Origin of the sequence: Methylocystis sp. JAN1 (assembly GCF_052186135.1) — a bacterium.
GTDB lineage: Bacteria > Pseudomonadota > Alphaproteobacteria > Rhizobiales > Beijerinckiaceae > Methylocystis.
In genome coordinates this window covers 2993147-3016023 of record NZ_CP181499.1, presented here as the reverse complement: position 1 = coordinate 3016023, position 22877 = coordinate 2993147, and the positions used below count along the sequence as shown (strand labels likewise).

Here is a 22877-nt window from a genome sequence, read left to right as displayed (position 1 = left end):
ACCATGCTCTCCGATTCCGATCGCATTTTCACGAACCTCTACGGCCTGGGCGATCGTTCGCTCGCCGGCGCCCGCGCGCGCGGCCAGTGGGCCGACACCAAGGCGCTCCTCGCCAAAGGCCGCGACAAGATCATCGAGGAAGTGAAGGCGTCGGGCCTTCGCGGCCGCGGCGGCGCGGGCTTCTCGACGGGCCTGAAATGGTCCTTCATGCCGAAGGAGGTCGACCCGAAGCGGCCGCACTACCTCGTCATCAACGCCGACGAATCCGAGCCCGGCACGTGTAAAGACCGCGAGATCATGCGCAACGACCCGCATACGCTGGTCGAGGGCGCGATGGTCGCGTCTTTCGCGATGGGCGCGCATGCCTGCTACATCTATGTGCGCGGCGAATTCATCGCCGAGCGCATCGCACTGCAGAAGGCGGTCGACGAAGCCTATGAGGCGAACCTCATCGGCAAGAACAATGTCCACGGATATCCCTTCGATCTCTACGTCCATCACGGCGCGGGCGCCTATATCTGCGGCGAAGAGACGGCGCTGATCGAAAGCCTCGAAGGCAAGAAGGGCATGCCGCGCCTGAAGCCGCCGTTCCCGGCCAATGTCGGCCTCTATGGCTGCCCGACCACCGTCAATAACGTCGAGTCGATCGCCGTCGTTCCGACCATCCTACGCCGCGGCGCGAGCTGGTTCGCCAGCATCGGCAAGCCGAACAACACCGGCACCAAGCTTTTTTCGATTTCCGGCCATGTCAACCGGCCGTGCAACGTCGAAGAGGCAATGTCGATCTCCTTCCGCGAGCTCATCGACACCCACTGCGGCGGCGTTCGCGGCGGCTGGGACAATCTGCTCGCCGTCATTCCCGGCGGCTCGTCGGTGCGCTGCGTTCCGGCGCATGAGATCATCGACTGTCCGATGGATTTCGACAGTCTCGTGAAGCTCGGTTCGGGCCTCGGCACGGCGGCGGTGATCGTCATGGACAGGTCCACGGACATCATCCGCGCCATCGCGCGCCTGTCTTATTTCTACAAGCACGAAAGCTGCGGCCAGTGCACGCCCTGCCGCGAGGGCACGGGCTGGATGTATCGCGTCGTGCAGCGCATGGTCGAAGGCCGCGCGCACAAGAAAGAGATCGACATGCTCTTCGAGGTGTCGAAGCAGATCGAAGGCCACACGATCTGCGCGCTCGGCGACGCGGCCGCCTGGCCGATCCAGGGCCTCATCACCCATTTCCGCGACGTGATCGAGCAGCGCATCGATTCCTACGCGGCCAATCCGCACCCGGAGCCTGTGCGCGAGGCGGCGGAGTGAACATGAACAAGCGCGTCGAGACTTCGGAGAGAGCGAAGTGACAAAGATTCTCGTCGACGGCGTCGAAGTGGACGTTCCGGCCGAATTCACGCTGTTGCAGGCGTGCGAGGAGGCGGGCGCCGAGGTGCCGCGCTTCTGCTACCACGAGCGTCTGTCGATCGCCGGCAATTGCCGCATGTGCCTCGTCGAGGTAAAGGGCGGTCCGCCGAAGCCGCAGGCCTCCTGCGCCATGTCGGTCAAGGATCTGCGTCCGGGTCCGAACGGCGCGCCGCCGGAAGTTTTCACCAAGTCTCCGATGGTCAAGAAGGCGCGCGAAGGCGTGATGGAGTTCTTGCTCATCAACCATCCGCTCGACTGCCCGATCTGCGATCAGGGCGGAGAGTGCGACCTGCAGGACCAGGCGCTGGCCTTTGGCGGCGACTCTTCGCGTTTCCATGAAAATAAGCGCGCGGTCGAAGACAAATATATCGGCGTCTTGGTCAAGACCGAGATGAATCGCTGCATCCACTGCACGCGCTGCGTCCGCTTCACGGCGGAAGTCGCCGGCACAGGCGATATGGGCGCCATCGGCCGCGGCGAGGATATGGAGATCACGACCTATCTCGAAAGCGCCATGACGTCGGAGCTGCAGGGCAATGTCGCCGACCTCTGCCCGGTCGGCGCGCTGCTGCCCAAGCCCCAGAGCTTCCGCGCCCGTCCGTGGGAATATCAGAAGACCGACACGATCGACGTCATGGACGCGCTCGGCTCGGCGATTCGCGTGGACTCGCGGGGACGCGAGGTCATCCGCATCCTTCCGCGCGTCAACGACGCGGTGAATGAGGAGTGGATCTCCGACAAGACGCGCCAGGTTGTCGACGGTCTCAAGACCCAGCGCCTGGATCGTCCCTATGTGCGTGAGAACGGCCGTCTGCGTTCGGCTTCCTGGAAGGAGGCGTTCGACCTGATCGCCGCCAAGCGCAAGGCGACCGCGCCGGCCCGCGCCGGGGCCATCGTCGGCGATCTCGCGGCCGCCGAAGAGATCTTCGCGTTGAAGCTGCTGATGCAGCAGCTCGGCTCGCCGAATCTCGACTGCCGCCAGGACGGCGCCAGGCTCGATCCGAAATTCGGCCGCGCGTCCTATATTTTCAATGCGACGGTCGCCGGCATCGACCAGGCGGACGCGCTGCTGATTGTCGGCGCCAATCCGCGCAAGGAATCGCCCGTCCTCAATGCCCGCATCCGCAAGCGCTGGCTAAAGGGCGACTTCAAGGTCTCGCTGGTGGGCGAGAAGGCCGATCTGACCTATGGCTACGACTATCTCGGCGCGGGCGCGGATTCGCTCCTGCATTTCATTCAGGAGTCAAAGCCGGTCGGCAAGCTGCTGACGATCGTGGGCCAGGGCGCGCTTGCACGTCCCGACGGGGACGCGATTCTCGCGCTCGCCGCGCAGGCGGCGCAGAAGCTTGGCGGCATTACTGAGGGCTGGAACGGTTTCTCGGTACTGCATACGGCCGCTGCGCGCGTCGGCGCGCTCGACCTTGGCTTCACGCCGGCCCAGGGCGGCCTCGACGCGCGGCACATGGCCAAGGCCGGCGCCATGGACCTGCTATTTCTGCTTGGCGCGGATGAGATCGCAATCGAGCCGGGCGCCTTCGTCGTCTATATCGGCACGCATGGCGACCGCGGCGCGCATCGCGCGGACGTGATCCTGCCGGGCGCCGCCTACACCGAGAAATCGGGCCTTTACGCCAATACGGAAGGCCGCGTGCAATTCGCTTCGCGGGTCGTCTTCCCGCCGGGCGAGGCCCGCGAGGACTGGGCGATTCTGCGTGCGCTCTCGGCCGTCATCGGCCAGCCGCTGCCATTCGACTCCGTCGGAGAGCTGCGCAGGAAGCTCGTTGCGGCGCATCCGCATTTCGCCCGCATCGACCAGATCGAGGCCGGACAGGCGGACGACGTCGCCAGGCTCGCCAATCGCCCGGCGGTCGCGATGAAGGATGCTTTCGTCTCCGCCATCGGAGATTTCTATCTCACAAATCCGATCGCGCGCGCCTCGGGGGTCATGGCCGAATGCTCGGCCCTCGCGCAGGGCAAGCTGGCCCAGGCGGCGGAATAGGAGCAAAGACGTGAGCGATTGGATCAACGCCATCACCGCCTTCCTCGCGGAAAGCCCCGTTCTGCTCGCCATTATCAAGAGCGTGCTGATCGCGGTCGTTCTGCTGATCTACGTGGCCTATGTCATTCTCGCCGACCGCAAGATCTGGGCGGCGGTGCAGTTGCGCCGCGGTCCGAACGTGGTCGGCCCCTGGGGCCTGCTCCAGAGCTTCGCGGATTTCATCAAATTCGCGCTGAAGGAGCCGGTGATCCCGGACACGGCGAACAAGGGCATCTTCCTGTTCGCGCCTTTCATCATGGCGACGCTCTCCATCGCCGCCTGGGCGGTCATCCCGGTTTCCGACGGCTGGGTCGTCGGCGACATCAATGTGGGCATCCTTTATATTTTCGCGCTGTCGTCGCTCGGCGTTTACGGCGTGATCATGGGCGGCTGGGCGTCAAACTCGAAATATCCGTTCCTCTCGGCGCTCCGCTCGGCCGCGCAGATGGTGTCCTACGAAGTCTCGATCGGCTTCGTCATCATCACGGTTCTGCTCTGCGCCGGGTCGCTGAACCTGACCGACATCGTCAGGGCGCAGGACACCCAATACGGCATGGCCGGCTGGTACTGGCTGCGGCTGTTCCCGATGTTTATCATCTTCTTCGTCTCGGCGCTCGCCGAGACGAACCGTCCGCCTTTTGACCTCGTCGAGGCGGAGTCGGAGCTCGTCGCGGGCTTCATGATCGAATATTCGGCGACGCCCTATGTGCTGTTCATGCTCGCCGAATATGTGGCGATCGTGACCATGTGCGCGCTGCTGACGATCCTGTTCTTCGGAGGCTGGCTGCCGCCCGCCAATATCGCGCCCTTCACATGGGTTCCGGGCGTGATCTGGTTCATCCTGAAAGTCAGCTTCTTCTTCTTCTTCTTCGCCATGGTGAAGGCGTTCGTGCCGCGCTACCGGTACGACCAGCTGATGCGCCTCGGTTGGAAAGTGTTCCTGCCGATCTCGCTGGCCATGGTTATCGTCGTCGCCGCGGCGCTGCAGTTCGGCCCCGGCCTGATCGCGAGCTAAGTCATGAGACTGGACCAAGCCGCCAAGTCGCTCTTCCTGTCGGAGTTCGTCAGCGCCTTCTGGCTCTCGATGCGCTACTTCTTCAAGCCGAAGGCGACGATCAACTATCCGCACGAGCGCAACCCGCAATCGCCGCGCTTCCGCGGCGAGCATGCCCTGCGCCGCTATCCGAACGGCGAGGAGCGCTGCATCGCCTGCAAGCTCTGCGAGGCGATCTGCCCCGCGCAGGCGATCACCATCGAGGCGGGTCCCCGCCGCAATGACGGCACCCGGCGCACGACGCGCTACGACATCGACATGGTGAAGTGCATTTATTGCGGCTTCTGCCAGGAGGCCTGCCCGGTCGACGCCATCGTCGAGGGACCGAATCAGGAATTTGCGACGGAAACGCGCGAGGAGCTTTACTACACCAAGGAGCGCCTGCTCGAGAACGGCGCCCGCTGGGAACGCGAGATCGCGCGGAACATCGCGCTGGATTCGCCTTACCGGTAAGGAAGGAATGCGAGCCGCGGCAGCGGCTCATGATGAGAGGACGAGGCCGTGGCGGCTGTATTTTTCTACCTCTTCGCGACGATCATGATCGCGTCGGCCTGCGTGGTGATCTTCGCCCGCAATCCGGTGCATTCGGTGCTGTTTCTGATCCTCGCCTTCTGCAACGGCGCGGGTCTTTTCCTGCTCACGGGGGCCGAATTCCTGGCGATGTTGCTGATCGTCGTCTATGTCGGCGCGGTCGCGGTGCTCTTCCTCTTCGTCGTCATGATGCTCGACGTCGACTTCGCCGAACTGAAGCAGGGTTTCGCGAAATATCTGCCGATCAGCGCGGCCGTCGGCGTCGTGGTGCTCGCGGAGCTCGGCATGGTTGCGATCGGCTGGCAGCCGGCGGAGGGCGCCAGAAGCCTCGTCGAGACGCCGATTGCCTCGAACGTCTCCAACACGGCGGCGCTCGGCCAGGTGCTCTACACGAAATACGTGATCTTCTTCCAGGCGTCGGCGCTGGTGCTGCTTACCGCCATGATCGGCGCCATCGTGCTGACGCTGCATCACAAGCCAAACGTCAAGCGCCAGAAGATCGAAGAGCAGAACGCGCGCAACGCCAAGAATGTCGTCGAGATTAAGAAAGTTCCGTTCCGGACCGGCGTTTAACGAGGAAAGTCCATGACCATCGGCCTCACGCATTACCTCGTCGTCGCCGCGATCCTGTTCACGCTCGGCGTCGCGGGCATCATTCTCAACCGCAAGAACATCATCGTCATCCTCATGTCGGTTGAACTGATCCTCTTGTCGGTGAACCTCAACTTCGTCGCCTTTTCGCAGGCGCTCGGGGATCTCGTCGGCCAGGTCTTCGCGCTTTTCGTGCTGACCGTCGCCGCCGCGGAGGCGGCCATCGGCCTCGCGATCCTCGTCGCCTTCTATCGCAACCGCGGCACCATCGCGGTCGAAGACATCAATGAGCTGAAGGGCTGATCCAAAGCGATGATCCAAGCAATCGTCTTCCTGCCGCTGCTCGGCTTCCTGATCGCCGGCGTCTTCGGGCGCAAGATCGGGCCGCGCCCTTCGGAGCTCGTCACGACGGGCCTGCTCTTCGCGTCCGCGGTCCTCTCGTGGATCACCTTCTTCGACGTGGCGCTCGGCCATAATCAGGGCTTCGCGCCGGTGCTCGCCAACTGGATGACGGTCGGCGCGCTCAAAGTCGACTGGGCGTTGCGGGTCGACACGCTGACGGCGGTGATGCTCGTCGTGGTCACGACCGTGTCGAGCCTCGTGCATCTGTATTCGATCGGTTACATGCACGAGGATCCGTCGCGTCCGCGCTTCTTCGCCTATCTGTCGCTCTTCACCTTCGCCATGCTCATGCTGGTGACGGCCGACAATCTGGTGCAAATGTTCTTCGGCTGGGAAGGCGTCGGTCTCGCTTCTTACCTGCTCATCGGCTTCTGGTACGAGAAGCCGTCGGCCTGCGCCGCGGCCATCAAGGCCTTCGTGGTCAACCGCGTCGGCGATTTCGGTTTCGCGCTCGGCATCTTTCTCATCTTCCAACTGACGCAGTCTCTTTCCTTCAACGAAGTTTTCGCCGCCGTTCCCGGCCTCGAGGGCAAGCCTATTCATGTGTTCGGCATGAATGTCGACGCGCTGGAAATCGCGGCCTTCCTGCTCTTCATCGGCGCCATGGGCAAATCCGCGCAGTTCTTCCTGCACACCTGGTTGCCGGACGCGATGGAGGGCCCGACCCCTGTCTCGGCTCTCATTCACGCCGCCACCATGGTTACCGCGGGCGTCTTCATGGTCGCCCGCCTGTCGCCCGTCTTCGAGCACGCGCCGCATGCGGCGGCCTTCGTCACGGTCATCGGCGCCGTGACGGCCTTCTTCGCCGCGACGGTCGGTCTGGTGCAGAACGACATCAAGCGCGTCATCGCCTATTCGACCTGTTCGCAGCTCGGCTACATGTTCGTGGCCGAGGGCGTCGGGGCCTATTCGCTCGGCATCTTCCACCTCTTCACCCACGCCTTCTTTAAAGCGCTGCTCTTTCTGGGCGCCGGCTCGGTCATCCACGCGATGCATCACGAGCAGGACATGCGGAACATGGGCGGGCTGCGGAAGGACATTCCCTTCACCTTCGCCATGATGACGATCGGCACGCTGGCCCTGACTGGCGTCGGCATTCCGCATACGGAAATCGGCTTCGCCGGCTTCTTCTCGAAGGACGGCATCATCGAATCGGCTTACGCGGCCAGCGAGCACAGCACGGCGGCCCTGATCGGCTTTATCTCGACGGTGGTCGCGGCGGGCTTCACTTCCTTCTATTCATGGCGCCTCGTCTTCATGACCTTCTTCGGTCATCGCCGGGAGCACGAAGTGGCGCTTGACCACTCGCATGACGAGCCGACGGCCGCCGAATTGGCGCATGCCGAAGGCCATGGCGATCATGCCCATGATGATCATGCCCATGCGCATGACGATCACGGCCATGGCCATGGCGATCACGCGCCGCATGAGTCGCCGCTCGTCATGCTGATCCCGTTGGCTGTCCTGGCTGCCGGCGCCATCGGCGCGGGCTATGTCTTCGAGCCGGACTTTGCGGGTCACGCCTATGACGAGTTCTGGAAGGGCGCGATCTTCACGGGTGAGCACAACCACATTCTGCATGCGCGGCATGAGATTCCGGGCTGGGTTGGCTTCGCGCCCTTCAGCATGATGGTTCTCGGGTTCCTGCTGTCGCTCTACGTCTATGTGCTCAAGCCGGGCCTGGCGCAGAAGCTCGCAGCCGCCTTCCCGCGCCTCTACCAGTTCCTGCTCAACAAGTGGTATTTCGACGAGCTCTATGACGCCGTCTTCGTGAAGCCCGCCTTCGCGATCGGCCGTCTGTTCTGGAAGGGCGGCGACGGCGCCATCATCGACGGGCTCGGTCCCGACGGCGTGGCGGCGCGCGTCGCGGACGGCGCGAAGATCGCCGTCCGGCTCCAGACGGGCTACATCTACAACTACGCCTTCGCCATGCTGATCGGCGTCGCCGCCATCATCACCTATTACGTCGCCGGAGGGCTGCGCTGATGTTCGGGTTCGGCATTCTTACCGGCCTTACGTTTCTACCGCTTGTCGGCGCCGCCTTCCTGCTCACGCAGAAGGGCGAGGACGAAGCGACGCTTCGCAACATCCGCTGGGCGAGCTTGCTCACGACGATCGCGACCTTCGCGCTGTCGGTCTATGTCTGGGTGGGCTTCGATCCGTCAAACGCCGCCTTCCAGTTCGTGGAAGAGAAGAGCTGGTTCGGCTCGGGCCTGACTTACAAGATGGGAGTCGACGGCTTTTCCATGCCGCTGGTGCTCCTCACCACCTTCATCATGCCCTTCTCGATCCTCGCCTCTTTCGAGTCGGTCACGAAGCGGGTGAAGGAATATTTCATCGCCTTCCTCGTGCTCGAAACGCTGATGGTCGGCGTCTTCTGCGCCCTGGACCTCGTGCTGTTCTACCTCTTCTTCGAGGGCGGCCTCATCCCGATGTTCCTGATCATCGGCATTTGGGGCGGCAAACGGCGCGTCTATGCGAGCTTCAAGTTCTTCCTCTACACGCTCGCCGGTTCGCTCCTGATGCTGATTGCGATCCTCGCGATGTATAATCAGGCGCATACGACCGACATTACGGCGCTGCTGACGACCGACTTCCCGAAGGATATGCAGTTCTGGCTGTGGCTGGCTTTCTTCGCCTCCTTCGCGGTGAAGATGCCGATGTGGCCGGTGCATACCTGGCTGCCCGACGCCCACGTCGAGGCGCCGACCGCAGGCTCGGTCATCCTGGCGGCGATCCTGCTGAAGATGGGCGGCTACGGTTTCATCCGCTTCTCGCTGCCCATGTTCCCGGACGCGTCGGTCTATTTCGCGCCGCTCGTCTACGCGATGTCGGTGATCGCCATCGTCTACACCTCGCTCGTCGCGCTGGTGCAGGAGGACATCAAGAAGCTCATCGCCTATTCGTCCGTCGCTCATATGGGCTACGTGACCATGGGCCTCTTCACGATGAATCCGCAGGGCGTGCAGGGCGCGATGTTCCAGATGATCTCGCACGGCTTCGTGTCGGGCGCGCTGTTCCTTTGCGTCGGCGTCATCTACGACCGCATGCATACCCGCGAGATCGCGGCCTATGGCGGCCTCGTGAACCGTATGCCGATCTACGCCTTCGTCTTCATGCTCTTCACCATGGCCAATGTCGGCCTGCCGGGCACGACGGGTTTCATTGGGGAGTTTCTGTCGCTCACTGGCGCCTTCAGGGCCAATAGCTGGGTTGCGCTCATCGCCACAAGCGGCGTGATTTTCTCGGCGGCCTATGCGCTCTATCTCTACCGCCGCGTCGTCTTCGGCGCCCTGGAGAAGGCGAGCCTGAAGGACATCATTGACCTCACGCCGCGCGAGATGCTGATCTTCGCGCCACTCATCGCCCTGACGATCTATTATGGCGTGCTGCCCGGTCAAATCCTGACCTCGACGCAGGCCTCGGTCGACAACCTCATTCAATCCCACACGGCCTTTCTAGATGCGGTGAAGCTCGCCGCGGCGGCCCACTGACGGACGGTGGAAATGTCTTTCTTCGCAGAACTCGGACAGCACTTCCTCCCCGAGCTCGTTCTCGCCATCGGCGTCATCCTGTTGATCCTCATCGGGGCGTTCCGTGGCGAGAGGGGGTTCAGCCTTGTCGATGAAATGGCGGTCGGCGTGCTCGGGCTCGCGGTTCTCGCGATCGTCTTGTCCAGCAAACACGCCGATGTGTCCGTTTTCGACGGCGCCTTCATGGACGACGCCTTCTCCCGTTTCGTGAAGGTGCTGACCCTCGTCGGCGCCATGGCGTCGATCCTGATGTCCGTCGACTGGCTCCAGCGCAACGGACTCGAGAAATTCGAATATCCCGTGCTGGTGATCCTCTCGACGCTCGGCATGATGCTGCTGATCTCGGCCGACAACCTCATCGCGCTCTACCTCGGCCTCGAGTTGATGTCGCTTGCGCTCTATGTCATGGCGGCTTTCGCGCGCGACGACGGCCGCGCCTCGGAAGCGGGTCTGAAATATTTCGTCCTGGGCGCGCTGTCCTCGGGCATGATGCTTTACGGCTCGTCGCTGCTTTACGGTTTCGCCGGCACGGTATCCTTCGCAGGCATCGCCCAGGCGGTGACGGAGCATCCGCCGGTCGGCGTGATTTTCGGCCTCGTCTTCCTCCTCGCGGGTCTCGCGTTCAAAATGTCCGCGGCTCCGTTCCATATGTGGACGCCGGACGTGTATGAGGGCGCGCCCACGCCGGTCACCGCCTTCTTCGCCTCCGCCGCCAAGATGGCGGCGGTGGCGATCACCGCGCGCGTCGTCATCACCGCCTTCCCGGCGATTACGTCGCAGTGGCGGCAAATCGTCGTGTTCCTCGCGATCGCCTCGACGCTTCTCGGCTCCTTCGCGGCGATCGGCCAGAACAACATCAAGCGCCTGATGGCCTATTCCTCGATCGGCCATATGGGCTTCGCGCTGATTGGCCTCGCCGCCGGCAATGAGGCGGGCGTAAAGGGCGTCATTATTTATCTCGCCATCTATCTCGTGATGACGCTCGGCTCCTTCGCGGCGATCCTCGCCATGCGGATTAACGGCCGCAATGTTGAGAACATCTCGGACCTCGCGGGCCTGTCGCGCACGAACGGCCTCATGGCGTTCTTTCTGGCCATGCTGATGTTCTCGCTGGCCGGCATTCCGCCGCTCGCTGGCTTCTTCGCGAAATACTACGTGCTGCTGGCGGCCGTGGATGCGGGGCTTTATCCGCTCGCCGTCGTCGGCGTGCTGGCTTCCGCGGTTGCGGCCTTCTATTATCTGCGCGTCGTCAAGGTCATGTATTTCGACGAGCCTGCGCCGGGCTTCGACCGCTCGCCTTTCGCGGTGCGCGCAATCCTCTCGGCGTCGGCTGTCGCGATGCTCGGCTTCTGGGTCTATCCGGCGCCGATCATGAATGCGGCGACGGCCGCCGCCAAATCGCTGTTCTGATGAGGTGAGCGCGTGCATCTGGGCAATATTGCGCGCGCTCGCGGCGTTCGCCTTCTCAGTCTCGGCGATATCGACTCCACAAATGAGGAGGCGCGTCGCCTGATCGAGTCGGGCGAGCGCGGACCTCTCTGGATCGTCGCCTCCCGCCAGACGAAGGGGCGGGGGCGCCTTGGGCGGGAATGGATTTCACCCGCCGGCAATTTCTATGCGAGTTTTGTCTTCAGCGATTTCCCGGAGGTTCGGGCCGCGCCGGAGCTCGGTTTCGTCACTGGCGTCGCTGCGATCCGGGCGCTGCGCGCCGCGACGGGGCAAGACCGTTTTCAGGTGAAATGGCCGAACGATCTTTTGTTCGATGGGGGGAAACTCGGCGGCATTCTGCTCGAATGCGTCAACGCCTCGCCCCTCCCCACCGCGATCATCGGCGTCGGCGTCAACATCGCGCATGCGCCCGACGGACTTCCATATCCGGCGCGCGCTCTGTCGGAGCTTGGACCGGCGGCCTCCGTTGAGTCATTTTTTGAAAAATTCTCCGACGCGCTTTCGGATGTGATCGCGCTTTGGCGAAACGGCGAAGACTTCGCGCGCATACGGACGGAATGGCTGGCTTCGGCGTCCGCGCTCGGCGAGGAGATTCGGGTGGCCTTGCCATCGGAGACGATTGAAGGACGCTTCGAGACGATCGATTTGACGGGCCGCCTCGTTCTTGACACCGCAGATGGGCGGCGGGCCATTGAAGCCGGGGATGTTCTTCTCGGACCTCGAAAGGCGGAAGGGGCGCGCGCATGACGACCGCTCCCCAGCCTGATTTTGTTTTCGTTCCTTTCGGCGGCGTCGGCGAGATCGGGATGAATCTCGCGCTGTATGGCTACGGGACGCCGAACGCGCGCAAATGGCTGATGGTGGATTGCGGCCTGGGGTTCCCGGGGGCGGATTTGCCGGGGATCGACGTCGTCTTCCCCGATATCGCCTTCGTCGAGAAGATTGCCAGGGACCTCGTCGCAATCTGCATCACGCACGCGCATGAAGACCATATCGGCGCGCTCGCGACGCTATGGCCCAAGCTGAAATGCAAGGTTTTCGCGACGCCTTTCGCGGCGGGGCTCCTTGAGGTTCGCCGCCTCAACGAGCCGGGCGCGCCCAATATCGACATCCAAATTGTCAATGCCGGGGTCGTGCTCGACCTCGAACCCTTCAAGGTTGAGTATATCGCCGTCGCACATTCCATCCCCGAGGCGAACGCGCTCGCGATCAGGACGCCGCTCGGAACGGCCCTGCATACCGGCGATTGGAAGATCGATCCGCAACCGGGCGTTGGCAATCGCATAGACGAAGCCCGTCTGCGTGCGCTCGGGAGCGACGGCGTCGACGTTCTGATCTGCGATTCCACGAATATTCTGCGCGAGGGCGACAGTTTCTCCGAAAGCGACGTGGCGCGCGTGCTCAAGCCGCTGATCGCCGAGGCGACCGGCCGGGTGATCGTCACGACCTTCGCCTCCAACGTCGCCCGCCTGCGCGCCATCGCCGAAGCGGCGCAGGCTTGCGGACGCACTGTGGTGATCGCGGGGCGGGCCATGGATCGCGTCGTTCAGGTGGCGCGCGACTGCGGTTATCTCGACGGGCTTCCGGGTTTTCACTCGCCTGACATGCTGCCAAACCTTCCTCGTGAGAAGGTGCTCGTCCTTGCGACCGGGAGTCAGGGCGAACCGCGGGCGGCGATGATGCGCGCCTCGCAAAACGATCATCCCGCGATCAAGCTCGCCGCGGGCGACAGGGTGATTTTCTCCTCGCGCACCATTCCGGGCAATCAGCGGGAGGTGCATCGGGTCATCAACAACCTTTGCAATCTGGGCGTCGAGGTGATTACGGATCACGATCACCTCGTCCATTGCTCCGGCCATCCGCGCCGCGGCGAGGTCGCGCAGATGTATGACTGGGTGCGGCCGAAATTCGCCGTGCCGGTGCATGGCGAGGCGCACCATCTCACGCAGCATGTCGCCTTCGCAAAGGCGCGCGGCGTCGAGCACGTGGTCTCCGCGCGCGATGGCGACATGGTTCAGCTTTTGCCCGGCCCCCCGGCCATCGTCAATCAATTGCCGCACGGCCGTCTGCTGAAGGACGGCGACGTCGTCATCAGCGAGGATGACGGCGCGGTCCGCGAGCGCAGCAAGCTCTCTTTTGCGGGCGTCGTGTCGATCGCGCTTGCGGTCGACAGGAAGGGCGAACTGGTCGGCGATCCGGATGTCGTGACGGCCGGCGTCCCAAGAAAGGGAAAGTTTGGCGAGGATATGGGCGAGGTCATCGACGAGGCGCTTTTCGCGACTTTCGAGGGTCTGCCGCGCGCCCGCCGGCGCGACGCGGACACGGTCTCGACCGCCATAGAGCGCTCGGTGCGCGGCGCGGTGAACTCGGTCTGGGGAAAGAAGCCGATTGTTCATGTGATGGTGGTGTCGGCGTAGCGCGCGCGCCGCCTTGTCCGACCCTCGCGTGAGCGAGGGTAGGATGAGGCGCGGAGCCGTTCGCGAATCCTTGCAAAAAGGCTAAACTCGGTCACGCAACCCGAGTCGTGAGATGTCCGCCAAACCCACTTTCTACGAATTCTTCGCCGGCGGCGGCATGGCGCGCGCGGGGCTGGGGGAAGGATGGAGCTGCCTCTTCGCCAATGATTTCGACGCCAAGAAAGCCGAGTGCTATCGCCGCAACTGGGGCGACGAGGCGCTGCATGTCGGCGACGTGGCCGAGCTCACGACCGATCAATTGCCCAGCCGCGCCGATCTCGGCTGGGCGTCCTTCCCTTGCCAGGATCTTTCGCTCGCGGGCGCCGGCGCGGGGCTGAAGGGCGAGCGCTCGGGGACGTTCTGGCCATTTTGGAAATTGATGAAGGCGCTGTGCAAGGAAGGGCGCGCCCCGGCGACGATCGTGCTCGAAAATGTCTGCGGCGCGCTGACCTCGCATGGCGGGAAGGATTTCGAGTCCATTTGCGCAGCGCTGGCTGCGGAAGGTTATAAATTCGGCGCGCTGGTTATCGATGCGGCGCTGTTCCTACCGCAGTCGCGGCCGCGTCTGTTCATTGTAGCTGTGAGGGAGGATGTGGCGGTTTCGGCTTTGCTCCCTACGTATCCCCCTCATTGCGAGGAGGCGAAGCCCGCGAAGCAATCCGGGAAAGGGCATGAGGCTCTGGATTGCTTAGCGCCGCCCGCAATGACGGAAGGATCTCCGTTTTTCACGCGCGCGTTGGTTTCGGCTTTCGGGCGTCTGCCCGGACATTTGAAAGCCGTCTGGCTCTGGTGGCGTTTGCCCGCGCCGCTTCAACGGGACACGACGCTGGCGGACGTCATCGAAGACGCGCCCGAAGGCGTATGCTGGCACGATGCTGCGAAGACGCAAAGATTGCTCGGCATGATGAGCGCGGTGAACCTCGCAAAGGTCGACAAAGCGAAGCGTGCGGGCGATAGGGTGGTCGGCACGCTCTATCGCCGCACGCGATATGAAAACGGCGAGAAAATCCAGCGCGCCGAGGCGCGGTTCGACGACATCGCGGGTTGCCTGCGGACGCCGGCCGGCGGTTCGAGTCGACAATTCGTGCTGGTCGTCGAAAACGGCAGGGTGCGCTCGCGGCTGATCTCGGCGCGCGAGACCGCGCGACTCATGGGCTTGCCCGATGATTACGCGCTGCCGCGCCGCTACAATGAGGCCTATCACCTGACAGGAGACGGCGTCGTCGTTCCGGCGGTGCGGCACATTGCGGCGCATCTCGTCGAGCCGCTGTTAAAGGCCTGCGTCATTCGTGTCGCGGCGTAACCCGCTCGCTCCCTTTCTCCGGCTTTGCGGGGAGGGGACGGCGCGAAGCGAATGGCGTTGGCGTGAGCTTCAAAGGCGGCGATCTGCGTCCTCTTCCGCAAAACGGGCAGGGCTGGGGAGGGGGCGTTTTTGAAGAGCGAGGAGACCCCCGACAAGCGCTCCGCCATCATGCGCGCGGTGAAGTCGCGCAATACCTCCCCTGAACGCGCCGTGCGCGCGCTGCTACGGCTCTTCGCGCCGGGCTACCGCCTGCATCGCAAGGACATTCCCGGCAATCCCGACATCGCCTATGTCGGGCGCAAGCAGGCCATCTTCGTGCATGGCTGTTTCTGGCACGGGCATGATTGCGCGCGCGGGACGCGGATGCCGAAGGCCAACGCCGATTACTGGCGCGCGAAAATCGCACGCAACCGTGGGCGCGACGCAGCAAATCTCGCGCGTCTGTCCGAGCTCGGTTGGCGCGCGCTCGTCGTTTGGGAGTGTGAGCTCAAAGACGAAGACGCGCTCGAAAAGAAGCTGCGCGACTTCCTGCAACAATGAGGCGGGGCAGGGGCGGCCGGGGCGAAACGCCCCGGCGGCGATTGGGCGATCAGTCCTTCGCGCGCTCGACATAGGCGCCGTCTTCCGTCTGGATGACGACGCGCGTGCCGGTCTGGATATGCGGCGGCACCATCACGCGGGCGCCGTTGGAGAGTTTCGCGGGCTTGTAGGAGGACGACGCCGTCTGGCCCTTCACGACCGGCTCGGTCTCGACGATCTCCAGCGTCACGCGCGCCGGGAGCTGAATGCCGACGGCGACGCCGTTGAAGATGGAGAGGATGCACTGCATGCCCTCCTGCAGCCACTGGGCCTGATCGCCGACCGTATCCGCCGGGACGGCGATCTGCTCGTAGTTCGCCTGATTCATGAAGTGATAGCCGTCGTCGTCATTGTAGAGATAGGAAAAGTCCTGATCCTCGACGAATGCGCGCTCCACCTGCTCGGTCGTCTTGTATCGATCGGAGACCTTCACCCCGTCGGAGAGGCGGCGCATGTCGATCTGCGTCGTCGGCGTGCCCTTGCCGGGGAAGAAGCTTTCGGCGGTCAGCACGACGTAAAGCTGGCCGTCTTCACGCTCAATGATATTGCCCTTGCGAATCGAGCTGGCGATGACTTTCACAGGTTCGGTTCCTTCTTGCCGGCGCGCCGGCTCGCGTTCATTGCCGGCTTCGGCCGGGCTGGTCTATGAACGGGGTAAGACCATATTTCGCGCGCGTGAGCAATCGGCGCTCGCCAAGCATGTCCTGGAAAAGCGAGACTGGTTTCCCATCGGACATGCTCAAAAGTTTGGGAGGGCGCATGACGCGCGTTTCGCCCTGGTGGGCGCCGGATGTTTACGCCGATCGCAAGCCGTTTCTCAAGGCGCGCGGCGCGATAACCGCCGCGGCGCGGCGTTTTTTCGCGGCGGAAGGGTTTACCGAGGTTGAAACCGCCGCGCTTCAGGTCTCGGGCGGGAATGAGACGCATCTTTCGGCCTTCTCCACAGAGTTGATTGGCGGGGACGACGCCCGGAGCCGGCTTTATCTCCATACATCCCCTGAATTCGCCTGCAAGAAGCTGCTGGCGGCGGGAGAGGAGCGGATTTTCACGCTGGCGCGGGTTTTCCGGAACCGCGAGCGCTCAGCGCTGCATCATCCCGAGTTCACCATGCTCGAATGGTATCGCGCCGGCGAGCCGACCTTGCGGATCTACGAAGACTGCGCGGGGCTGACCGCAGCCGCCGCGAGGGCGGCGGGGGCAAGCGATTTTTCCTGGCGGGGACGGACCTGCGACCCATTCGCGGAGCCGGAGATCGTTGCCGTCTGCGAGGCCTTCGCGCGCTATGCGAGCGTGGATCTCGAGGCGCTGCTGGGCGATCGCGAGGGGCTCGCCAGAGCGGCTGCGCGGGACGGGATTCGCGTCGCCGAGGACGACGCCTGGTCCGACCTCTTCAGCAAGATATTGTCGGAAAAGGTGGAGGGCCGTCTTGGGAGCGAGCGCCCGACGATCCTCACCGATTACCCCGCGAGCGAGGCGGCGCTGGCGCGGGCGCGCGAGGACGATCCCCGCTTCGCCGACCGTTTCGAGCTCTACATCTGCGGGGTTGAAGTGGCGAACGGCTTCGCGGAGCTAACCGACCCGCAGGAGCAGCGCCGTCGTTTCGAGGCGCAAATGACGGAAAAGGCGCGGATTTACGGGGAACGCTACCCGATTGACGAAGATTTCCTGTCGGCGCTGGCCCAGATGCCGCCGGCTTCCGGCGTGGCGCTCGGTTTCGACCGTCTCGTCATGCTGGCGACCGGCGCGGAGCGGATCGAGCAGGTGCTTTGGACGCCCGTCGCGGAGCGCGGGACGGCGTGACCGGGGCCGTCCGGATGGGGTGGCGATTGTGCTCCCGCGCCGATATGGAGCAGCCTCGGCCATTTCATATGGCGCGACACAGCCAGAGTCGAATGTTCCGCAAGACGCTCCGATCGCTTTCCGACCTGACCTCCGCAGGCCTTCTGCCGGGCGGCGAAGAGGCGCTCGCCAGCGTCGCGGCGCGCTACAGCGTGGCGGTGACGCCGGAAGCCGCGCGCCTGATCGACCCCGCCGACCCCGCCGACCCGATTGCCCGGCAATTTCTGCCCGACGTGCGGGAGCTGGCGACGCTTCCCGCCGAACTGGCGGACCCGATCGGCGACGAGGCGCATAGTCCGGTTCCGGGCGTCGTGCATCGCTATCCCGACCGTGTGCTGCTGAAGCTCCTCACGGTCTGCCCGGTCTATTGCCGCTTCTGCTTCCGCCGTGAAACGGTGGGCCGCGGGAAGGGCGATCTGCTCGGGGAGGCGGAGACGCAGGCCGCGCTCGGTTACATCGCCGCGACGCCGCAGATTTTCGAGGTCATTCTGACCGGCGGCGATCCGTTGATGCTTTCTCCCCGCCGCCTCTCGGCAGTCGCGCGGCGTCTGGCGTCGATTCCTCATGTTTGTGTGCTGCGCGTCCATACGCGCGCGCCGACCGCCGCGCCGGACCTCGTGACGCCTGAGCGGCTCGCCGCGCTGCGCGAGAGCGGCAAGGCCCTCTACGTCGCCTTGCATGTCAATCATGCGCGTGAGCTTTCGCCGGCGGCGCGCGCGGCCATCTCGCGGCTGCGCGAGGCCGGCGCGACGCTGCTCTCGCAAACCGTTCTACTCGCGGGCGTTAATGACGACCCGGACGCGCTTGAACGGCTGATGCGCGACCTGCTGTCTCTGCAGGTGAGGCCCTACTACCTCCATCATCCCGACCTTGCGCCTGGAACAGGCCATTTTCGCGTCAGCATCGAGCGCGGAAAGCGCATTCACGCCGAGCTGATGCGCCGCATGACGGGGATCGGCCTTCCCGCCTATGTGCTCGACATTCCGGGCGGCTATGGGAAGGTTCCCGTCGCTTCCCTGGAGCCTGACGGGGAAGGGGCCTGGCGCGTGACAGATAGGGCCGGGCGCGTGCGCCATTACGACGACGCCCTCTAGAATCGCCAAAAGAATGACGCGATTCGCGGTTTACTCGCGTCAGCCCCCTTCAGGAGATCCTCGTTGCGCAGACCGACGCTATCCCTCGCGCTGCTTCTGGCGACGCTCTTCGTCACGCTTGCCGCTGTCATGGCGCGCGCGGACGAGGCGCCGACGACGCTCGAACAGGTCAACGCCCGGCTCGATCGAACCCGCGCCACGCTCGACGAAGCGCATAAGACGCTTGAGGACCCCAACCTCCACGACGGCGCCTTGCGCCTTCTGCGCGAACGGTTGGAGCCGTTGCGGCGCGAACTGGAAGAGACGATCGACGCTTTGACCCCGCGCCTTGCGGCGGTGGAGGCGCGGCTGAAGGAGCTGGCGCCGGCCGAGAATAAACCTGCCGAGGCCAAGCCGGCCGAGCAGCCGGCTCCCGCGCCGGCTCCCCCCGCTCAAGCCAAGGCGGTTCCGTCGCCGCCCGCGCGTCCGGCCTCTCCGCCGCCGGCCAACAAGCCCGACCCCGCCAGGCTGGAGGCCGCGAAGACGATGCAAGCGGCTCCGCCTCCGGCCGAGTCCGTTCCCTCCGCCGAGGCGGCCGCGAGCGCCGAACTCGTGGAGCAGCGCAGGGTCTTCGACGCCATCGACGCGACGCTGAAGCGGGCGCGCGCCATGCTGCTGGAGACGCGGCAATTATCCGTGGCGGTCGTCGCGCGCCAGCGCGATCTTTTCGCCAAGACGCTTTTCCTGCGCACGAACGGGCTCTTTTCCATCGATCTGTGGCGCTCCGCCAGGGCCGACGCCCCCATCGTCTTCAGCGCGGCGACTTCCTTCCTCGCCGACCGTGCGACCAATTTCGCCAGTCGAGTCGAGAGCCGTCGAATCGAATTTGTCCTGCTCGTCGCGCTGATCCTTCTCGCCCTGCCGCCGGCCTTCATCCTGTCGCGGCGCGTGCTGGCGCGGGATCATGGGGGCCAGAAACCGACGCCCATCCGCCGCGCTGCGGCGGCCGCCTGGACAGCGCTCGTCGCAGGCGTCGTTCCCATCGCCGGCGCGGCGGCGCTCGGCGCGGTCCTTGAAGGCTTCGACCTTCTGGACGCGACGCTGGAGCCGCTCTGGCGGCGTGTTTTCGAAGCGGTGGCGCGCGTCGCCTTCGTCTACGGGGCCGCCCGCGCGATCTTCGCGCCGACGCATCCCGACTGGCGCGTCATTGATCCGGGCGACCGGCTGGCGAAGCTTGCCGTCCGTCTGCTGACGACGGCGGCGGTCATTCTTTCAATCACGCGGCTTATCGAGCAGATTGAGGAGACGGTGCAGGCGAGCCTGCCGGTCGTCATCGTGACGCGGGGCGTCGGGGTCATGGCCGTGGCGGCGCTGCTGCTCTGGACCATCGTGTCGCTCGCGCCGCGTCGGGCGGAGGCTGGAGACGAGGCGGCGGCGACCGGGAGGGGCCGAGACTGGCTCATGGTCGTGCGCCTCATCTGCGAGCTCTGCCTGCTCTTGATCCTCGGCGCCAGCCTGGCGGGGTATGTCACCTTCGCCAATTTCGTGATCATGCAAGTGGCCTGGACGGGGGCGGTCGCCTTCCTGCTCTATGTCTTTGTCGTCGTCGGCGCGGGCGGCGCCGAGCACGCTTTCTCCGCGGATGGGCTCCTCGGCCGCAGCCTGATCAACGGGCTCGGCGTGAAGCGCGAGCGGCTTGCGCCGATCGGCGTGTTGCTGGCGGGCGTCGTCACGATTCTCATCTGGATCGCCGCCGGCCTCGTCGCCCTCGCGCCTTTCGGATACGAGTCGAACGATATTCTCGCGAATGTCCGCAGCGCCTTCTTTTCCTTCAAGATCGGCGACGTCACCGTCTCGCCCTCGGCGGCGATCACGGCGGTCGGGCTTTTCCTCGTCGTTCTGGCGGCGGTGCAGGGTTTCCGGCGCTGGCTGGATACGCGCCTGCTGCCGCTGACCCGGCTCGATGTCGGCTTGCGCAGCGCGATCAATTCCACGCTCGGCTATGCCGGGGTCATCGGCGCGACGCTGACGGCCGCGTCGAGCCTCGGCATCGGCGTCGAGAGACTCGCCATCGTTGCCGGCGCCCTGTCGGTCGGCATCGGATTCGGCCTCCAGTCCATCGTCAGCAATTTCGTCTCGGGCCTCATCCTGCTCTGGGAGCGCGTCATCCGCGTCGGCGACTGGGTGGTGGTCGGGGACGAGCAGGGCTATGTGCGACGGATCAATGTGCGTTCGACCGAAATCGAAACCTTCGATCGCGCGACCATGATCGTGCCGAACTCCAACCTCGTGAGCGGCGTCGTCAAAAACTGGCTGCGCGGCGACCGGGTGGGGCGCATCAAAGTGGCGATTTCTCCTCATCCCGGAGTCGATCCCGAGCAGATTCGCGACATCATGCTCGTGGCCGCCCGGGCGCAGGAGGGCGTGCTGCGCATCCCCGCGCCGCAGGTCATGTTCCTCGGCATGGAGGCCTCGGGCTTCAAATTTGAGCTTTGGTGCTATGTCGAGGATGTGGAAAAGTCCTCGCGCGTGCGAAGCGACCTGCATTTCGACCTGCACCGCAGGTTGAGCGAAGCGGGCGTCAAGATCGCTCCGAAAACCGAGCCGCCAAAAACGATTCTCGAACTGCCGGAACTCGACAAGCTCGCGGCCGCCGCCGCGGCGAGCGCACTGGCGATAGAAACGGGAATCGTCCAGCTCGCCTCGCCGGACGATTCCGCCGTGGACGAGCCGCAGGCGAAGGAGATGGAAAGGACGAAGGCGGAGGCGTGACGCGCCGCCTGTTTCCCCCGCGCGGCGCGCGTGCTAGAGGGGCGCTCCCGAATATTCGCCGCTGGCCGTCCTTGCGAGCGAAGCGAAGCAATCCAGAGCCCTGACGCCCTTGGATGGCTTCGTCGATTTCTCGAAGCCGGGCTGTCCGGCTTCGGAAAGCGCTCCTCGCAATGACGGCGAAAGTCGCCCACAGGATCGTTGCAACTCCATGTCCGAGGTCGTCACTCGCTTCGCGCCGTCGCCCACTGGCTTTCTGCATATCGGCAGCGCGCGCACGGCGTTGTTTAGCTGGCTCTATGCGAGGAAGCACGGCGGTCGCTTCTTGCTGCGCATCGAGGACACGGATCGCGCCCGCTCGACCAAGGAGGCGGTCGACGCCATTTTCGACGGGATGTCCTGGCTGGGTCTCCACTGGGACGGGGAAGCCGTCTTTCAATTCGCACGCGCCGCACGCCACGCCGAGGTGGCGCATGAGCTTCTCGCCAAGGGCATGGCCTATCGCTGCTACGCCACAGCGCAGGAGCTGGAGGAGATGCGCGAGAAGGCGCGCGCCGAAAAGCGCCCGCCGCGCTATGACGGCCGCTGGCGCGACCGCGACCCTTCCGAGGCGCCCGCCGGAGCGCCTTATGTGGTGCGCATCAAGGCGCCGGAGACGGGCGAGACGGTGATCGAGGACGCCGTGCAGGGCCGCGTCGTCTTCCCGAACAAGGATCTCGACGATTTCATCCTGCTGCGCTCCGACGGCACGCCGACCTATATGCTCGCAGTGGTCGTCGACGATTACGACATGGGCGTCACGCAGATCATCCGCGGCGACGACCATCTCACCAACGCAGCGCGCCAGAAGCATATCTACGAGGCGATGGGCTGGGAGACTCCGGCCTTCGCGCATATTCCGCTCATTCACGGGCCGGACGGCGCGAAGCTCTCCAAGCGCCATGGCGCGCTCGGCGTCGACGCCTATCGCGCCATGGGATACCTGCCGCAGGCGCTGCGCAACTATCTCGTGCGTCTCGGCTGGAGTCAGGGCGACAAGGAATTCTTCTCGCTGCCCGAGATGATCGAAGCCTTCGATCTCGCCCAGGTGCATCGCTCGCCCGCGCGCTTCGACTTCGTGAAGCTTGAAAACATGAACGGGCATTATCTGCGCGATACGCCCGACGACGAATTATTTTCGAATCTAATCGATACGCTGCCTTATCTCGAGGGCGGCAAGGCTGTGCTGAACGCGCTCGACGACAAAAAACGCGCACAGTTGCGCGCGGCGCTTCCTGGCCTCAAGGCGCGCGCCAAGACGCTCAACGAGCTCGTCGACGGCGCCGGCTTTCTCTTCCTGCGGCGCCCGCTGCCGATGGACGAAAAGGCGCAAAAGCTTTTGTCGCCGGAGGCCAAGGCGCGCCTCGCCGCGCTTGGCCCGAAGCTCGCGGCGCTGCCGGAGTGGACGGCCGCCGCGACGGAGGCCGCGGTGCGCGATCTCTCCGTCGAACTCGGCGTCAAGCTCGGCGATCTCGCGCAGCCTTTGCGCGCCGCGCTCACCGGCCGCTCGACCTCGCCAGGCATTTTCGACGTGCTTGAAATCCTTGGGCGCGACGAAAGCCTTGGCCGTATCGCCGACTGGAGCGCTTGAGAACTGACGGGGCGCCGCAAAGATCATTCCGGGCGACCCGTCCATAAGCTATCGGGCCGAACTTTTTGCAACGCTTTGAAGCTTGACAGGCTTCGCGGTTGCTATAGCTTTTTTGCGTTGCACAAGACGACCCCGGTCGAACAGTGCAATTTTCAAGGCCTGCCAGCGTCGCGTCGCAATCCTATGAGAGCAGTAAGGCGTGTTGGGCGCGGCGTCCGCGGCG

At 64.5% G+C, this 22877-nt stretch carries 18 protein-coding genes; 17 read left to right on the top strand and 1 reads right to left on the bottom strand.

Annotated features, from left to right (window positions below; genetic code table 11):
* Positions 1-3 precede the first annotated feature (3 nt).
* From nuoF to ACNHKD_RS14405, 13 genes are all read left to right on the top strand, one after another.
* Positions 4-1308: an NADH-quinone oxidoreductase subunit NuoF gene (gene nuoF, locus ACNHKD_RS14465; RefSeq protein WP_442754181.1), complete on the top strand. Its 1305-nt coding sequence runs from the start codon at positions 4-6 to the stop codon at positions 1306-1308.
* Between the two features lie 37 nt (positions 1309-1345).
* Positions 1346-3406, top strand: a complete 2061-nt coding sequence (nuoG, locus tag ACNHKD_RS14460; RefSeq protein WP_442754180.1) for an NADH-quinone oxidoreductase subunit NuoG — start codon at positions 1346-1348, stop codon at positions 3404-3406.
* Positions 3407-3428: 22 nt separating this feature from the next.
* Positions 3429-4460: an NADH-quinone oxidoreductase subunit NuoH gene (nuoH, locus tag ACNHKD_RS14455; protein ID WP_442756908.1), complete on the top strand. Its 1032-nt coding sequence runs from the start codon at positions 3429-3431 to the stop codon at positions 4458-4460.
* A 3-nt stretch (positions 4461-4463) separates the two neighbouring features.
* The gene (nuoI, locus tag ACNHKD_RS14450) at positions 4464-4952 is read left to right on the top strand and encodes an NADH-quinone oxidoreductase subunit NuoI (RefSeq protein ID WP_442754179.1); all 489 of its coding nucleotides are present in this window, start codon (positions 4464-4466) and stop codon (positions 4950-4952) included.
* A gap of 48 nt (positions 4953-5000) precedes the next feature.
* Positions 5001-5603, top strand: a complete 603-nt coding sequence (locus tag ACNHKD_RS14445; RefSeq protein WP_442754178.1) for an NADH-quinone oxidoreductase subunit J — start codon at positions 5001-5003, stop codon at positions 5601-5603.
* 12 nt (positions 5604-5615) lie between these two features.
* Positions 5616-5924 (top strand): NADH-quinone oxidoreductase subunit NuoK, encoded by a 309-nt coding sequence (nuoK, locus tag ACNHKD_RS14440; protein WP_442754177.1) that lies wholly within the window; start codon positions 5616-5618, stop codon positions 5922-5924.
* Positions 5925-5933: 9 nt separating this feature from the next.
* Positions 5934-8009, top strand: coding sequence for an NADH-quinone oxidoreductase subunit L (gene nuoL / locus ACNHKD_RS14435; protein WP_442754176.1), 2076 nt, complete (start codon positions 5934-5936; stop codon positions 8007-8009).
* Entirely contained in the window at positions 8009-9517 is a 1509-nt protein-coding gene (locus ACNHKD_RS14430; protein ID WP_442754175.1) for an NADH-quinone oxidoreductase subunit M, read from the top strand. The genes nuoL and ACNHKD_RS14430 overlap by 1 nt, the downstream gene beginning before the upstream one ends.
* Before the next feature lie 12 nt (positions 9518-9529).
* Entirely contained in the window at positions 9530-10966 is a 1437-nt protein-coding gene (gene nuoN, locus ACNHKD_RS14425) for an NADH-quinone oxidoreductase subunit NuoN (RefSeq protein WP_442754174.1), read from the top strand.
* Between the two features lie 12 nt (positions 10967-10978).
* Entirely contained in the window at positions 10979-11752 is a 774-nt protein-coding gene (locus ACNHKD_RS14420) for a biotin--[acetyl-CoA-carboxylase] ligase (protein ID WP_442754173.1), read from the top strand.
* Positions 11749-13422 (top strand): ribonuclease J, encoded by a 1674-nt coding sequence (locus tag ACNHKD_RS14415; RefSeq protein ID WP_442754172.1) that lies wholly within the window; start codon positions 11749-11751, stop codon positions 13420-13422. Before ACNHKD_RS14420 ends, ACNHKD_RS14415 begins: the two co-directional genes overlap by 4 nt.
* A gap of 112 nt (positions 13423-13534) precedes the next feature.
* Complete coding sequence (locus ACNHKD_RS14410; protein ID WP_442754171.1) at positions 13535-14764, top strand: DNA cytosine methyltransferase; 1230 nt, start codon at positions 13535-13537, stop codon at positions 14762-14764.
* A 168-nt stretch (positions 14765-14932) separates the two neighbouring features.
* On the top strand, positions 14933-15304 hold the full coding sequence (locus tag ACNHKD_RS14405) for a very short patch repair endonuclease (RefSeq protein WP_442756907.1): 372 nt from the start codon (positions 14933-14935) through the stop codon (positions 15302-15304).
* A gap of 49 nt (positions 15305-15353) precedes the next feature.
* Here the strand turns inward: ACNHKD_RS14405 and efp are convergent, their stop codons facing one another.
* Entirely contained in the window at positions 15354-15923 is a 570-nt protein-coding gene (gene efp, locus ACNHKD_RS14400; RefSeq protein ID WP_442754170.1) for an elongation factor P, read from the bottom strand.
* Between the two features lie 179 nt (positions 15924-16102).
* Here efp and epmA point away from each other — a divergent pair, with 179 nt between their 5' ends.
* The 4 genes from epmA (at position 16103) to gltX (ending at position 22654) form a co-directional block, all read left to right on the top strand.
* Positions 16103-17143, top strand: a complete 1041-nt coding sequence (epmA, locus tag ACNHKD_RS14395) for an EF-P lysine aminoacylase EpmA (RefSeq protein WP_442754169.1) — start codon at positions 16103-16105, stop codon at positions 17141-17143.
* A 92-nt stretch (positions 17144-17235) separates the two neighbouring features.
* Positions 17236-18276: a lysine-2,3-aminomutase-like protein gene (locus ACNHKD_RS14390; RefSeq protein WP_442754168.1), complete on the top strand. Its 1041-nt coding sequence runs from the start codon at positions 17236-17238 to the stop codon at positions 18274-18276.
* Between the two features lie 63 nt (positions 18277-18339).
* Positions 18340-21027: a mechanosensitive ion channel domain-containing protein gene (locus ACNHKD_RS14385; protein ID WP_442754167.1), complete on the top strand. Its 2688-nt coding sequence runs from the start codon at positions 18340-18342 to the stop codon at positions 21025-21027.
* Positions 21028-21235: 208 nt separating this feature from the next.
* Positions 21236-22654, top strand: a complete 1419-nt coding sequence (gltX, locus tag ACNHKD_RS14380) for a glutamate--tRNA ligase (RefSeq protein ID WP_442754166.1) — start codon at positions 21236-21238, stop codon at positions 22652-22654.
* Positions 22655-22877: the final 223 nt, after the last annotated feature.